Source organism: Candidatus Accumulibacter cognatus, assembly GCF_000584975.1.
GTDB lineage: Bacteria > Pseudomonadota > Gammaproteobacteria > Burkholderiales > Rhodocyclaceae > Accumulibacter > Accumulibacter cognatus.
Window position 1 is genome coordinate 77,114 of sequence record NZ_JDST02000003.1, and the last position, 13,317, is coordinate 90,430.

The 13,317-nt window shown below is 62.0% G+C and carries 13 protein-coding genes; 8 read left to right on the forward strand and 5 right to left on the reverse strand.

Annotated elements, in window-relative coordinates; genetic code table 11:
* Nucleotides 1-548 precede the first annotated feature (548 nt).
* From AW06_RS00600 to AW06_RS19580, 4 genes are all read left to right on the forward strand, one after another.
* A complete protein-coding gene (locus tag AW06_RS00600) occupies nucleotides 549-1,052 on the forward strand; it encodes a hypothetical protein (RefSeq protein ID WP_034943926.1) in 504 nt (167 codons plus the stop codon).
* Nucleotides 1,053-1,131: 79 nt separating this feature from the next.
* Nucleotides 1,132-1,398: a hypothetical protein gene (locus AW06_RS00605; protein ID WP_034943929.1), complete on the forward strand. Its 267-nt coding sequence runs from the start codon at nucleotides 1,132-1,134 to the stop codon at nucleotides 1,396-1,398.
* 1,396 nt (nucleotides 1,399-2,794) lie between these two features.
* The gene (locus AW06_RS19575; RefSeq protein ID WP_273704256.1) at nucleotides 2,795-4,375 is read left to right on the forward strand and encodes a diguanylate cyclase; all 1,581 of its coding nucleotides are present in this window, start codon (nucleotides 2,795-2,797) and stop codon (nucleotides 4,373-4,375) included.
* Nucleotides 4,376-4,523: 148 nt separating this feature from the next.
* The gene (locus tag AW06_RS19580) at nucleotides 4,524-4,655 is read left to right on the forward strand and encodes a hypothetical protein (protein ID WP_273704257.1); all 132 of its coding nucleotides are present in this window, start codon (nucleotides 4,524-4,526) and stop codon (nucleotides 4,653-4,655) included.
* Nucleotides 4,656-4,787: 132 nt separating this feature from the next.
* Here AW06_RS19580 and AW06_RS19585 read toward each other — a convergent pair whose 3' ends face one another.
* Nucleotides 4,788-4,955: a hypothetical protein gene (locus AW06_RS19585; protein ID WP_273704258.1), complete on the reverse strand. Its 168-nt coding sequence runs from the start codon at nucleotides 4,953-4,955 to the stop codon at nucleotides 4,788-4,790.
* Between the two features lie 85 nt (nucleotides 4,956-5,040).
* On the opposite strand from AW06_RS19585, the gene AW06_RS00625 reads away from it, so the two are divergent.
* Both AW06_RS00625 and AW06_RS00630 read left to right on the forward strand, forming a co-directional pair.
* Nucleotides 5,041-5,490 (forward strand): hypothetical protein, encoded by a 450-nt coding sequence (locus tag AW06_RS00625; protein ID WP_034943938.1) that lies wholly within the window; start codon nucleotides 5,041-5,043, stop codon nucleotides 5,488-5,490.
* 97 nt (nucleotides 5,491-5,587) lie between these two features.
* Nucleotides 5,588-5,947: an SUMF1/EgtB/PvdO family nonheme iron enzyme gene (locus tag AW06_RS00630; RefSeq protein ID WP_171047208.1), complete on the forward strand. Its 360-nt coding sequence runs from the start codon at nucleotides 5,588-5,590 to the stop codon at nucleotides 5,945-5,947.
* A gap of 220 nt (nucleotides 5,948-6,167) precedes the next feature.
* On the opposite strand, the gene AW06_RS00635 is transcribed toward AW06_RS00630, so the two are convergent.
* The 3 genes from AW06_RS00635 to mgtA all read right to left on the reverse strand — a co-directional run bounded on the left by AW06_RS00635 (nucleotide 6,168) and on the right by mgtA (nucleotide 10,622).
* A complete protein-coding gene (locus tag AW06_RS00635; protein ID WP_034943941.1) occupies nucleotides 6,168-6,647 on the reverse strand; it encodes a hypothetical protein in 480 nt (159 codons plus the stop codon).
* Nucleotides 6,648-6,824: 177 nt separating this feature from the next.
* Nucleotides 6,825-7,559, reverse strand: a complete 735-nt coding sequence (locus tag AW06_RS00640; RefSeq protein ID WP_034944077.1) for a queuosine precursor transporter — start codon at nucleotides 7,557-7,559, stop codon at nucleotides 6,825-6,827.
* A gap of 465 nt (nucleotides 7,560-8,024) precedes the next feature.
* Entirely contained in the window at nucleotides 8,025-10,622 is a 2,598-nt protein-coding gene (gene mgtA, locus AW06_RS00645; RefSeq protein ID WP_273704259.1) for a magnesium-translocating P-type ATPase, read from the reverse strand.
* A 59-nt stretch (nucleotides 10,623-10,681) separates the two neighbouring features.
* Here mgtA and AW06_RS00650 point away from each other — a divergent pair, with 59 nt between their 5' ends.
* Nucleotides 10,682-10,927: a hypothetical protein gene (locus AW06_RS00650; protein WP_034943944.1), complete on the forward strand. Its 246-nt coding sequence runs from the start codon at nucleotides 10,682-10,684 to the stop codon at nucleotides 10,925-10,927.
* Between the two features lie 123 nt (nucleotides 10,928-11,050).
* On the opposite strand, the gene AW06_RS00655 is transcribed toward AW06_RS00650, so the two are convergent.
* Entirely contained in the window at nucleotides 11,051-12,214 is a 1,164-nt protein-coding gene (locus tag AW06_RS00655; RefSeq protein ID WP_034943947.1) for a CaiB/BaiF CoA-transferase family protein, read from the reverse strand.
* A gap of 175 nt (nucleotides 12,215-12,389) precedes the next feature.
* On the opposite strand from AW06_RS00655, the gene AW06_RS00660 reads away from it, so the two are divergent.
* Nucleotides 12,390-13,181 (forward strand): amino acid ABC transporter substrate-binding protein, encoded by a 792-nt coding sequence (locus AW06_RS00660; RefSeq protein WP_034943950.1) that lies wholly within the window; start codon nucleotides 12,390-12,392, stop codon nucleotides 13,179-13,181.
* Nucleotides 13,182-13,317 lie beyond the last annotated feature (136 nt).

The following is a 13,317-nucleotide window of genomic DNA, read 5'->3' on the forward strand; positions in this document are numbered from 1 at the left end:
GCTTTGTCTCATTCAAGACTATCACTCGTCAAGCTGGCCGGTGCGCAGACGATGCCGCTGGTACATTGTGCTTGTTGAAATATATCCAGGATTGATTCCCGGTGTTTTCGAGGAAAATGCCCATATCGCCTCCGTTGCCGTGTGGTGGCCTACCTCCTGCTTGGGGTTGAGAATATTGTCCTCGCAAATTAAATACGACGGCATAAATACGCCGGCAACGCGAGGCGGAGCTTTTTTGATTGCCGTCAACCGCCGCGCTAAGCCATGGGTTCCGAGGTCTCGATGCTGAAGGTGCCGGGCCGGGACGGTCGTCTCCTATTCTGGCCGGACCAAGCCCTATCGACCGCAGGCATGCTGGTTCGTGTCGTGACTGAGCTCGCGCCACTGGTCGAGCTGACCCGCTGGCGGTTTGACTGGATCTCGCTTGCTCGGCTACATTGTCCTGGCCATGTTCCCTGCGATGCCTCCTCTCTCTAGGTCGCGTATTCCCGCAGGGGCCCTGGCCATTGATGAGTGTCGTGCAACACATAACCTCAGCAGGTGCAACCATGTCCGATTCATCACCGTCGCCGGGTACCGCATGGTCGGCCGAAAAGGTCGATCCGTCAGGTGCCGAGATCGAGTTCGAATACGTTTGGCATGAAGGCAGTGTGCCGCCACCACACCACTACTGGTTCAGCATCAAGGGCTGGACTGGCGGGAACGGTCAGATCGTCTTCGTTCCGGGCTACCCTTTTGAGGCGCCGCCTCAGTGGGTGCAACCTTTTCCCATCGCGCCCGAGCGTGCCGCGGCCCTGAAGGCTTGGGTACGCGGCCAGCGGATCGTGGAGCGGCCATGGCCGGAATCTCCGAGCCTCATGGTTGGGGGTAGCCATCGCGCCTTTAGCCTGTGCCGGGGTGACCGCCAGGTGCAGGTACCAACGCAACTGTCCGCAGACGACGCCCGGTTGGCCGACGAGTTGGCCGGGCAGATCCAGGCGCTGGTACCCGAGACCATCTGGCGCGATTTGCGCGAACGCCACGCTGCACATGTCCAGTCGTGTTGTCGTTGAAATAAACGACACACCGGAGTAGCATGACCCGAGGTGACTGGCGTCAGTTGCCACAATCGGTTCTGACCAAGGAGAGATCATGAGAATCGTTTCGATGGCCGCGATCGCCGGCATGCTCTGTGTCAGTCAGTCGGCGCTGGCCGCTGTCAAGCTGGTCAACCGGGACAGCACCTCGCACGACGTGCTGATCAAATGCTCCTCGACCACTGACGGCAGCGTGGGCGCCAGCTCAACGCGTGATCTGGGCAATGGGCCGTGTACCGTGACGGTCAAGAAGACCGGTTCGAGCGCGACGGCCAGCGGCAACGACTCGCTGATCATCAAGGATGGCAAGATATCCAAGTGATGTGACTCGATGTTCAAGTTTTCATGCCGGGATTGTCACCCCCTTATGGTGCAGCGGCCTGATAGCGAAGTGACGCCGAAGGTTCAAGTCGGACGAGATCCCGATCGCTCATGTGTTTTCCCGAGGGCGCCAGCGAGAACAGCATGCTGAGCTTTTCAGCCAGTTCATAAGGCATTCGTGCAGGTTCCGCCTGCGGCCAGAATGTTCCGGACAAGCCGCATGACGGTTTCGGCACAGGCGGCTTGTTTCAGGCTACTCACGGTGCACGCGGGTGCCCTGTTTTCCAGGCAGGCACGTTGCTCAGGGTGGATGAGCAAGGCATGGTCTAGCAGCAGGCCCAGGGGCAACCCTCGTACTGATCCGTCTTCGTCCGGCTGTCCAGTCCGCAAAGAACACTTCCAGCCGCCATCTGAACGTATGGCAACCTACGATATCTAGCGTTCGCCAGGATAAGTCGGTCGCCACCCAATAACGGTATTGCGCTTCATCAACGCGCTTGACTGCAATCACAAAACGCTGCGTGCCATGCGCCTTGACCTTCAGGCGGGCACTGTTGATCCTCATTTGGACGGACTCCGCGCCTCGCTGTGCAACCGTTTGCGGCGTGCTCTGATGCCGGGTGCATTTGTCCTGGATCGACATCTCCTTGTATTGGCCGTTGAAATAGCCGCCGCTCTTCTTGTCGAATAGATTGTGGGCGCCGTAGATCAGCGTGGTCCTTTTCGCCCGCTGATGGTCGGTGTCATCGGCAACCAGAACGCCGCGCTTGAGGTGGAAGCGGCGCAGAAGAAGAGAGACGCCGGCCTGGAGCAGTTTCGATCACGGCAATTGGGCATAGCGAAACATCCAGGAAAGCGCGCCAATATTATAGCGGCCCAAGCCCATACGTTCGAACGCCGACCAGTTCAGGCTCCCCAAGCAATCGCCCAGTTAGGCAGAAACTCAGCCAGCCCTGCTGGAGCCGGCTCAGGCGATGTTAGGGATGCCGCCGGCTCAGTTCCTCCCTCAACGGGACACGTACTGGCTGGCAAAGGGCAAGGTGTCGGCAAACATGGCAGAACCCTCCGGAACAATACTTTCATGTTAGCCGCTGGTCGTCAGATAGCAAAAACTTGAACATCGAGTTTCCACCCGAAAAACTGCCTGATTCCAACCGAAGTAGCACATCCATTGGAAGAATTCTGCGCGAGTGATCGCCTACCCCATGGGTAGCGGAGGATTCTGGCAGTAACATGGGCAGTCAGAATGTTGGAGTGCAGGAATTGTCCCTGCATGCATAGCAATATCGCCGCCTTGCATGGCAAACTTCCCTCTTCTTGTCGCTGATCCTTAGCCGGCCTGGATCACACCACTTTCTTCAGTCATTGGTAGAAAAAAAACAAGGAGGAGGAAACACATGAGTGACAAAGACACAGAAAGGACGTCCGACAGCGAGCGAGTCGTGCGAAACCGGGCGAGTGAGGAGAGTACTTCCTGGGCAGACCAGCACGACCTCCTGTCCCAGGCAAACCACTTCGGGCCGCTGGCGCCATTTCTCCTGACCGAAGCCACGGCGGAACTGTCGATTCCCGTTTTCGTCATTGACCAGAATCACCAGATCATCGTCTGGAACAAGGCGCTTGCCAGACTGACTGGCCTCGATGCCGAAAGGATGTGTTGCACGTGCGACTCATGGCGGGCATTTCATACGCAACCGCGACCCACTCTCGCCGATCTGATCGTCGACGGGACCGTGGATCAAAAGGTGGAAAAACTCTATCACGGGAAATACCATCGTTCGCCCTTGGTCGAGGGCGGCATCGAAGTCTGTGACTTCTTTCCCTGCCTTGGTCCGGACGGTCTCTGGCTGCACTTTACCGCAGCACCGCTCAAGAATGCAGACGGGCAGATCGTTGGCGCGATCGAGATCTTGCTCGACGTCACCGCTCGACATCACACCGAAGCCCTGCTGTTGGAAAGCCAGGGCTTTTTGCGTCAGATCGTCTACTGCAGCTCGGTGTCCACCTTTGTCATCGACCGCGAGCACCGGCTGACCCATTGGAACCGTGCTTGCGAACTGATCACCGGCCATTCCGCGCAGAAGATGGTGGGTACCCGGAATCAATGGCAACCGTTCTACGAATCCCAACGCCCCGTTTTTGCCGATCTGATCCTGGAATCTGCCGTGGACGAAAGCGTTTCTCGTTATTACAAAGGCAAGTTTCGCCCCTCCACAGTGCTCGATGGGGCGTACGAGATCGAAGACTTCTTTCCCCATCTCGGAGAAAGCGGCTTGTGGCTGTTCTTTACCGCGGCACCGCTCCATGATGTGGAAGGCAACCTGATCGGCGCGATCGAAACACTCCAAGACATCACTGAGCGCAAGCGCGCCGAAGAAGCGCTGCGTGAAAGCGAACGCCTTCATCGCACGATGAGCATCACCGATGCTCTCACCTCTCTGTTCAATGCGCGTCATTTTCACGAGCGCCTCAAAATCGAAACCGAAAGAGCGCGACGGTACCATCGAACACTTTCCCTGCTCGTCATCGACCTCGACAACTTCAAGCAACTCAACGATACCTTCGGCCACCTTGAAGGGGATCAGGCCCTTGCAACGACCGGTGCAGTGATCAGGCGTTGCCTGCGTGGGCTCGATGCTGCATTCCGATATGGTGGAGAAGAGTTCGCTCTCCTGCTTCCGGAGACGGACCTGGCGGGTGCCGTTCGACTTGCCGAACGCCTTCGTCGGTGTCTTGCCGAAGAACCGCTAACCACCGCTGCGGGCATTCCCCTGAAGATCACGGCAAGTATTGGTGCGACCGAGCTTTCGGAACCGGAAACGGAGGACAGCTTGATCCGACGGGCCGATCAAGGCGTGTATCTGGCGAAACAGGGAGGTAAGAATCAAGTCGTTCCGGTTCCGGCAAAGGGTCGGAATGCCCACGCCCGTTTCGGCGAGGTTCGGGGGCCATGGAATCTTGATCCATCGCCGAGTTGACGCACGCACTCGCAGAACTCTCCGTACGGGAACCTGCTGCATCGTGTCCGAGGTCCTGGCGGCGGTGTGCCTGGTCGCGCAGGGCCTCATCCATGAGTACCGCGAGGCAGGTCCGCACCCCATGCCTGGGCATCCCATATGCTGAACAATGCTGCAGAAAATCGTTCACCACCCGGCGCGCAGCCTCGATGAATACCGTCTCACTTACAGCTCATCGTTGTCGACTGCTGACCTGCCGGTGCTACACCTGCGCGTCGAAGCGCTGTCGGACTCTTCCTGACGCTCTACGACGCCGCACGCGGCCCGTGCCTGTTGCAGCACCTGCGCGGAACGGCGCAGTTCGACCTGTTCCGCCCGCCGTATTACCTCAGGCTGCTGCTCGCGCAGGCAAACGATGGCACCGACGCGCTGTTCACCGGCTTCGTCCGCCAGTCGCTGGCGCGCCTGGCTTACGCGATGCAGGAACGACGCGCTCGCGCTGCTCGCGCTGCACGCGCTCACGTCTGCCGAAGACCTGCTGTACGCCGGCGTCGCGCTGCCGGCGCTCGAAGTGCAATGGGACGAAGTGTTCTTCGTCCATCAACTGTTGCAGGAATACTTCGCCGCACGCGCTTGCCGTCCGGCCACAGCCCGCGCTCACGGCGAGCGCGTGGCGCGCCGCCGAGATGCAGTCCGGCCTGGCCGAAGTGCTCGCCGGTCTCGCCGTTGCCGACGCACTGCCGGCAGCGCCGCCGACCGGCTGGGAGGAAACGTTCGTCCTCGCCGATGCGCTGGCCGCCGACAGCGAAGGCTTCGTCCGCGCGCTGCTGGCGCACAACGTGCCGCTCGCCGGGCGTTGCGCGGCGCAGCCCGAAGTGTCGATCTCGCCGGCGCTGCGCGCCATGCTGCAGCAGACGCTGTTCGAGCGCAGCCGCGACGCCAGCGCCGACCTGCGCGCTCGCTCGGCGAACCGCGCTTCGAACGGTGCAAAGGCGCGTACGGCGACTACCTGCTGCCGCTGGTCACGATTCCGGCCGGAACGTACCCGATCGGCAGCGACGAGGGAATCGACCCCGACGAGGCGCCCGCGCACACGCTCGCAGTCGGCGAGTTCGCGATCGCACGCTTTCCGCTGACCAACGCCGAATGGCGGATGTTCCTCGAAGCCGGCGGCTACGACGACGAGCGCTGGTGGCAAAGCGCTGGCGCAGTGGCGAGGGAAGCGCCGACGGAATGAAGCAGCAGCTACGCGACGATCTGCAATGGATACGCGAGAACGCCGAAGAGTACCGTAAGAACGTGTGCGCAAAGACTCCGGTCGGCGTCTTTCTCTGCGGCGATACTCCGGAAGGCCTGGCCGATGTGAGCGGCAACGTCGGGGAGTGGACGAACAGCGTGGTCGGGCAGTATCCGTACGTCGCCGACGATGGGCGCGAGGACGCGGGCCAGGCGGATACCCGGCTTGTGGTGCGCGGCGGCTCCTGGGCAACTCCAGTGACTACGCGCGCGGCGCCTACCGCCGCGCCAACGATCCAGGCCTCCGGAGCGAAGTCCCTGGGGTTGCGGTTGGTGTGTTTCTCCCCCATCCTGTAACGCTGCCCACTGGAACGCTGATCTCTGGCAACTCTGGTCCACGGAAACTCTGAATCGCCGCGCAGTGGCGATTCCACGGACGCGGCGCAGCCGCGTCCTCCGCCAGGCGCGAAGCCGCCCGGCGCGGACTGCGCGCGCGCGAAGTCGCGCAAGCGATCGGTGCCTGGGAGCACGGTGAGCGCGCGGTGGCGCCGGAACGCTTGCGTGTGGCGATCGCCCGCTACTGAGAAGTGCTTGCCTTGCCGCCGGATGCCTTGAAGCGCTCGACCGCCTTCTTCAGATGCGTATACTCTTCGCAGCCGAACAGGCACGCCTTGTCGAGGACAGCGAGGCGTTTCTCTGCCGCGGCAAGGTCACCCCGCATCAGGTGGAGCTCGCCGGAGTATTCGAGCGCGCCGCGGTGTCTGGGGTCGATGCGCAGCGCTTCGTTGTAGTGGCGCTCGGCAGCCTCGAGGTCCGGCGACGCAGACTTGCGCAGACTGTACCCCATCAGGTTGTTCCAGTCCGCGCTGGCCGGATCGTTGATGCGCTTCAGTTCGGCAATCGCCGCTGTCCATTGTCTGGCCTCGACGTACGCACGCGCTTGCGCCAGTGTGTCGGGAGCGGCGCTCGCGCTGGGCGTGCTGTCGGCGAATGCCGGACAATGGCTGAGCACGGCCACTGCGGCGGTCGAGAGAATGCGTACGAGCGACTGGTTCATGGATACTGTCTTCCTCCTTGTTTGCTTGGGCAATGCAGACACAGCGCTGGCGCCGGGCCAGCGCCACGCGCGGCATGAGCGGGAGCTGGTGCAGAAATCGTCGCGAACCGGCCGAGGTGCGTGGCGCGAGCGTGCAACGCCGCAGTTCGGCCGCACGGTGGCTTTGTTCACAGCGTCTCAGGTCCTCAGGCGGAAAGGCGTGAAGTTGGTGCGTATGTCGTAGTAGTCCTCGTGCTCGGCGCGCTTGAGCGCCGCGACGATCTTGTAGGTCAGTGGCGTAAAGACCACTTCGACGCCGACTTTCGTGACGAACTGCGCGAGCATCACACGCCAGAGAATCTCGTTCGGAATGAGTCCGGAACCGTAGAAGGCAAGCGGGTAGAACAATAGCGAATCTACGCCCTCGCCGACGATCGTCGAGCCGATCGTGCGTGTCCAAAGCCAGCGCCCGTGCGTCAGGATCTTCATCTTGGCGAGAACGAAGGAATTGACGAATTCGCCGCAGAAGAAGGCGGTCAGCGAAGCGAGAACGATGCGCCAGGTCGAGCCAAAGGCGATTTCGTACGCTGCCTGATTCTGCCATGCGGGCGCCGGCGGCAGATGGACGACGACCCAGGCCATCAGCGAGGCGAAAGTCATCGCCGCGAAACCCGCCCAGATCACGCGTCTCGCGCGGGCGTAGCCATAGACCTCGGTGAGGATGTCGCCGAAGATGTACGAAATCGGGAAGAACAGGACGCCGGCGCCGAAAGTCACCGGTCCGATCACCGGGACCGTCAGTTGCGCCGCCTTCGCCGGGCCGATCAGGTTCGAGCACAGATAGACGGCGACGAAAGCAGCCATGACCAGGTCGTAATACCGGTACCCGCTGCTGGCTTGTGGCGTCGAAGGCAGTTGCACGTCGGTGGACATGGCGGCTTTATACCACGGAACATCGGCCATGGCCGAAAGGCCTGCGCCGCAAGTGCCTTGACCGCGTTCGGTATGGCCCTTGGCCGGACGGTCCGGCAGAAATCGTCCATTGCCGCGAGCAGGGCGGCAGGGCATTTTCCCTCGGCGTAAGCCGGAGCGCGCCGGCGCTGCGCCGAGCGATCCGTGGCGCCAGGATCAGCGTCATTGCGCAAGACTTCCCGTCGGTCCGACGGGAAACCTACCGCTGCACGCGTTCGCCGGGTCACGACGGTGCTGAAGCGGTGTTCCGCTTGCGCTCGCTTTGTGCCAGCGGCGACTTCGAGGAGTACATGGCCTTTCACCATCGCAAAGAGAGCCAGCGCAACCGTGTATCACACTACAGAAAGATGATATAACGATGACATCAGATGTTCGGTGTTCGCCAGGTGCAACTCCGTCGCTGCCGGGCGAATCGCCATGCCGACGCTAGCTGGCCGTCGGGCCGTGGCCGAAGCGGCGATAGAAAGCGCGCTTGACGATTTCGACTGCGCACAGGTAGAGAGCAGTCATCAGCGCGACGAAGACGAAGAACTGCGGCGGCGGTGCGACGAACCCGAGGTGCGCCGCCGCGGGGGTGAACGGCAGCACAAAGGCGAGAGCGACGACGGCCAGCGAGGCCAGCGCGAGCATCGGGTTCGGCCGGCTATGCAGCGCGGCGCCACGCGTGCGGATGACGAAGATCACGAGAACCTGTGTGGCGATCGATTCAATGAACCAGCCGGTGCGGAACAGTCCCTCGCCGGCCTGGAACAGGACGATCAACGCGGCGAAGGTCAGAAAATCGAAGAGCGAGCTGACCGGGCCGATCGCCAGCATGAAGTTGCGGATGAAGTTCATGTCCCAGTGACGAGGCTGCGCTAGGTAATCGTCATCTACGCGATCCAACGGAATCGGCACTTCTGAGATGTCGTAGAGGAGGTTGTTCAGCAGCACCTGCACCGGGAGCATCGGCAGAAAAGGCAGAAACAGCGTCGCGCCGGCCATGCTGAACATGTTGCCGAAGTTCGAGCTGGTACCCATCATGATGTACTTCATGATGTTGCCGAACGTACGCCGGCCTTCAATGACCCCTTCGTGGAGGACGCCAAGGTCGTGGCGCAGGAGGATCATCTCGGCGGCAGCTTTTGCCACATCGACCGCGCTGTCAACGGATATGCCGACGTCGGCCGAGTGCAGCGAAGGGGCGTCGTTGACGCCGTCGCCGAGGTAGCCAACCGTGTGGCCGCCCGCCTTCAGCGCCAGAATCACGCGATTCTTCTGTGCCGGCGTGACGCGACAGAAGGCGTTGACGCGTTCGACACGCGCGAGCAGCGCCGGATCGTCGAGATTTTCGATTTCACTGCCGAGGAGAACGCCGCTGATCGCCAGGCCGAGCTCGGCACAGACGTGACGCGTGACGAGCTCGTTGTCGCCGGTGACCACCTTGACGCTGACACCGCTGGCCTGCAACGCGGCCAGCGCGGCGGCTGCTCCGGCTTTCGGCGGATCGAGAAAGGCGGCAAAGCCGGCCAGCGTCAGTTCGGTCTCGTCGTCGATGCGCGCGTGTATGTGCTCGGTAGCGACGTCGCGCCAGGCGATGCCAAGAACACGAAAGCCATCGGCGGCGAGCAGGTCGTGTACCGCCATGGCGCGCGCCAGCGTCTGCTCGTCGAGGCACTGCAACTGGCCCGAATCGTCAGCGCAGTGCGTCGACAGTCCGAGAATGTCTTCCGGCGCTCCCTTGACGACGAGGCGCCGGTGCTGCCCGTCATCGACGAGCACCGAGACGCGCCGGCGCTCGAAGTCGAAAGGGACTTCGTCGATCTTGCGCCATGCACTGACGTCGATTTCCTGGTGTTCGAGGATCGCCGCGTCGAGCGGGCTGCGCAGACCGGTTTCAAAGAAGCTGTTCAGGAAGGCCAGGTGCAGTACCTCTACGCTGTCCTGGCCAGCGACGTTGACGTGCCGCTCGAGGCGGATCCGTGCTTCGGTCAGCGTTCCCGTCTTGTCGGTGCACAACACGTCCATGCTGCCGAGGTTGTGGATTGCCGGCAGATGCTTGACGATCACCTCATGTTGCGCCATGCGCAGCGCGCCACGCGACAGCGTGACCGAGACAATCATCGGCAGCAGCTCGGGAGTGAGTCCCACGGCCAGCGCGATGGCGAAAAGAAACGATTCGAGCAACGGCCGGTGCAGCAGCGTGTTGACCAGCAACACGAAGAGCACCAGCAGAACCGTGAGACGCATGATCAGCATGCCGAATTGGCGCGTTCCGTGCTCGAAGGCTGTAGGCGGTGCTCGCCGCCCCAGCGCTTCGCCGATCTCGCCCAATTCGCTCGATCGTCCCGTGCGGCAGACGAGCGCCTTGCCCGTTCCGCTGATGATCGAAGTGCCCATGAACAGGGCATTGCTGGCGCAACTCGGGTCGGTGCTCGCGCCCGTTGGCGTTTGCGCGCGTTTTTCGGCGGGGAACGACTCGCCGGTCAGCAACGACTGATTGACAAAGAGGTCCTTCGCCTCGATGAGCACGCTGTCGGCAGGCACCAGATCGCCAGCAGCCACGACGATGACGTCGCCCGGAACGACCGTCGTAGCGGCTATGCTGGTCTCGCGCCCGTTGCGCAGCACCTTGGCGCGAACGGTGACCGATTCGCTGAGGCGCTCGGCTGCCTGTCCTGCGCGGTACTCCTGGAAGAAATCGAGGGTGACGCTGGCCACGACGATCAGGAAGCTCGCTTCTTCGCCGGTCAGCGCGGAAATCCCGCTGGCGGCAAGCAGGACGAGTACCAGCGGGTTGCGAAAACGGGCCAGGAATTCGACGATCAGCGCCGGCTCAGACTTCCCGCGCAGGACGTTCGGTCCACAGCGCGCGAGTTGCTGTTCGGCCTGCGCCGCAGCGTGCGCGCCAGCGCTCCAGAAGGCCAGCCGGCACACGGCCTCGCCACCGGCACTGCGCGCGCTTGCCGATTGCAGATTCGCGTCCTTCATCGCTTGGCTCTCCCGGCTGCCGGCAAGTTTGCCACCAAAGGATAGGAAATCCATCGCCACTTCCGCAAGTGTTCCAGGCTCTGATAAGCGCTTCCGGAAAAATCCTCCGACTTATGCGCGAATACTTGCCACCCCCACCTCCCGAAAGCCTCGCCCTGTCCCGTAAGGCCAGAACGCTGACGCTCACCGATGAGGAAGGCGGCCAACTCAAGCAGATAGACGAGCGTGACAGATACTGGCGCGAACGTCGGCGAGCGCGGACCATTCTTCTCCTCGATAAGGGACTGTCGATCGACGCCGCCGTGTTCCAGCAACAGATTCACGACAGTCAAGTCTCACCGCGCCGTGTGGCCACCTGAAAGCGCTCCTCCAAGAAGGAACAGCCCGGGTTTGATGTCGATGCCGCTGTGGTTCGCAAACATCTCTCCACCGCCCTTTTCCTCTGCGACGCCACGGTCAAAATACCTTGAAGGAGATGCCTCTCAGATCACCTTCTGCGCGCGCAAGTCGGCGATCTCGTCGGCACTGAAACCGCTCTCGCGCAGAATCTCCTCGCTGTGCTCGCCGGCTTCCGGTGGCGGCAGACGGGTTTCAAAAGGCAGTTCACTGATTTTGAAGGGCGGTGCGAACTGCCTGACGCCGGCGACCTCGACGATCATTCCGCGCGCCCGCAACTGTTCGTTCTGCAGGCTCTCCTCGAAACGAAGCACCGGCGTGACGCAGCAATCGACGCGCTCGAACAGCGCCGTCCATTCGGCAAAGCTGCGCTTTGCGAAAGCGGCTTCGAGTTCGTGGCGGATGCGCTGGCCTTCGGCACCGGTCGCGAAAGCGAAAGGCTTGAGGTCCGGGCGGTCGATGGCCTTGCACAACATCTCCCAGAACTTCGGTTCCATCGCACTGACCGCCAAATGGCGGCCATCGCTGGTTGCGTAAACCCCGTAACTGGGCATGCCGCCGGAGAGCACGTCCTCGCCGCGGGGCAAGGCCCGGCCGAGTCCAAGTACGGCCAGCAAGGGAAAGATCGTGTGTGCGAAAACCGCGTCGGCCATCGCCACATCGACGTAGCGGCCGCTGCCGCTGCCGCGGGCATCGTGGACGGCCGCGAGGACGCCGACCAGCGCACTCAAGGAGCCGCCGAGCAGGTCGCCGATCTGGAAGTTCGGTATTGCAGGGGTGCCGCCGGCGACGCCGATCTGGTCGAGCAGACCGCAATAGCCGAGGTAGTTGAGATCGTGGCCGGCACGGTCACGATACGGCCCGTTCTGCCCATAGCCGGTGATCGCGCAGTACACGATGCGCGGGTTGATCGCACACACTGCCTGGTAGCCGATCCCGAGTTTGTCTACCACGCCAGGGCGAAAGCCTTCGAGGATGACATCGGCGGTCGCGGCGAGGCGCATGAATGCCGCGACACCGGCAGCCTGCTTGAGGTCGAGGGTGAGGCTGCGCTTGTTGCGGTTCACGAGCTGAAAGTAGCTGATGTCGCCGTGCACTGCACCGGCGCTACGCGCGTAGTCACCGGCGCCGGTATCTTCGATCTTGATCACGTCGGCGCCGAGGTCGGCGAGATGCATGCTGGCCAGAGGCCCCGGCAAGAGTCGTGTCAGGTCGAGGACACGCAGGCCGGCGAGAGGGGGAGAACGCATGGGAATGGGCTTTCGAGAAAGTGTTTTGCTGGGGAAAAAGGCTTGAGGGACTCATTTTCCGGGATAATCGCCGCCTGTTCGAGGTTTGTACTCGCCATCCTCAAAAAATCGGTCGGCTGCCGGGACAACAGGCGATCTCGTGCTACTTCATGTCCATTCAATCAGGGAAAAATGTATGAAAATTTCATTGCTGCTCGGCGCGCTGGCTACCAGCGTCCTGCTCATTGGCTGTGGCAAGCAGGAGGCGCCGAAGTCGCAGGCGGCGGCCCAGCCGGTTGCGGTCACCAGAATCGTCGTCGGCCTCGACGACAACTTCCCGCCGATGGGTTTCCGCGACAAGGAGAACAAGCTGGTCGGTTTCGACATCGACCTCGCGCGTGAAGCAGCCAGGCGTCTCGGTGCCGAGGTCGAGTTCAAGCCGATCGACTGGAACGCCAAGGAGGCCGAACTCAACGGCAAGCGCGTTGACGCCCTGTGGAACGGTCTGACGATCACCGAGCAACGCAAGGAAAAGATCGCCTTCACCACGCCTTACCTGGAAAACCGGCAGATCGTCGTGGTCACCGCCAAGTCGCCGGTCAAGAGCAAGGCTGACCTCGCCGGCAAGATCGTCGGACTGCAGGAAGGCAGCAGCGCGGTCGAAGCGGTCGAGAAGGATGGCGTCGCCAAATCGATCAAGGAAGTCAGGAAGTACGGCGACAACGTCACGGCGCTGATGGACCTTTCGACCGGTCGCCTCGACGCGCTGGTCGTGGACGAAGTCGTCGGCCGCTATTACCTGGCCAAGAAACCCGGCGAATACCTCGTGCTCGAAGACCATTTCGGCACAGAGGAATATGGCGTCGGTGTCCGCAAGGACGACACCGAGCTGCTCGGCAAACTGCAAAAGACCATGGATGAAATGAAGAAAGACGGTGCCGCTGCCCGCATTTCCAGCGAGTGGTTCGGCAAGAACATCGTCAAGTAATTCTGTATCTTGCCGATCGGGAAGGCATTCCCCGGCAAGAAACGGAAGGGGATTCTCGCGCTGCCTCTACGCGGCAAGAGATTCTGCGCAAGCTGCGCTTCGCTGCTGCTTTCCGCCAGTGCCGCGCCTTTCGGCT

Bases quoted from the DNA above. Each gene is read 5' to 3' on its own strand.
- AW06_RS00600 (WP_034943926.1), top strand. From the start codon at position 549: ATGTCCGATTCATCACCGTCGCCGGGTACCGCATGGTCGGCCGAAAAG.
- AW06_RS00605 (WP_034943929.1), top strand. From the start codon at position 1,132: ATGAGAATCGTTTCGATGGCCGCGATCGCCGGCATGCTCTGTGTCAGT.
- AW06_RS19575 (WP_273704256.1), top strand. From the start codon at position 2,795: ATGAGTGACAAAGACACAGAAAGGACGTCCGACAGCGAGCGAGTCGTG.
- AW06_RS19580 (WP_273704257.1), top strand. From the start codon at position 4,524: ATGCTGCAGAAAATCGTTCACCACCCGGCGCGCAGCCTCGATGAATAC.
- AW06_RS19585 (WP_273704258.1), bottom strand. From the start codon at position 4,955: ATGGACGAAGAACACTTCGTCCCATTGCACTTCGAGCGCCGGCAGCGC.
- AW06_RS00625 (WP_034943938.1), top strand. From the start codon at position 5,041: ATGCAGTCCGGCCTGGCCGAAGTGCTCGCCGGTCTCGCCGTTGCCGAC.
- AW06_RS00630 (WP_171047208.1), top strand. From the start codon at position 5,588: ATGAAGCAGCAGCTACGCGACGATCTGCAATGGATACGCGAGAACGCC.
- AW06_RS00635 (WP_034943941.1), bottom strand. From the start codon at position 6,647: ATGAACCAGTCGCTCGTACGCATTCTCTCGACCGCCGCAGTGGCCGTG.
- AW06_RS00640 (WP_034944077.1), bottom strand. From the start codon at position 7,559: ATGTCCACCGACGTGCAACTGCCTTCGACGCCACAAGCCAGCAGCGGG.
- mgtA (WP_273704259.1), bottom strand. From the start codon at position 10,622: ATGGATTTCCTATCCTTTGGTGGCAAACTTGCCGGCAGCCGGGAGAGC.
- AW06_RS00650 (WP_034943944.1), top strand. From the start codon at position 10,682: ATGCGCGAATACTTGCCACCCCCACCTCCCGAAAGCCTCGCCCTGTCC.
- AW06_RS00655 (WP_034943947.1), bottom strand. From the start codon at position 12,214: ATGCGTTCTCCCCCTCTCGCCGGCCTGCGTGTCCTCGACCTGACACGA.
- AW06_RS00660 (WP_034943950.1), top strand. From the start codon at position 12,390: ATGAAAATTTCATTGCTGCTCGGCGCGCTGGCTACCAGCGTCCTGCTC.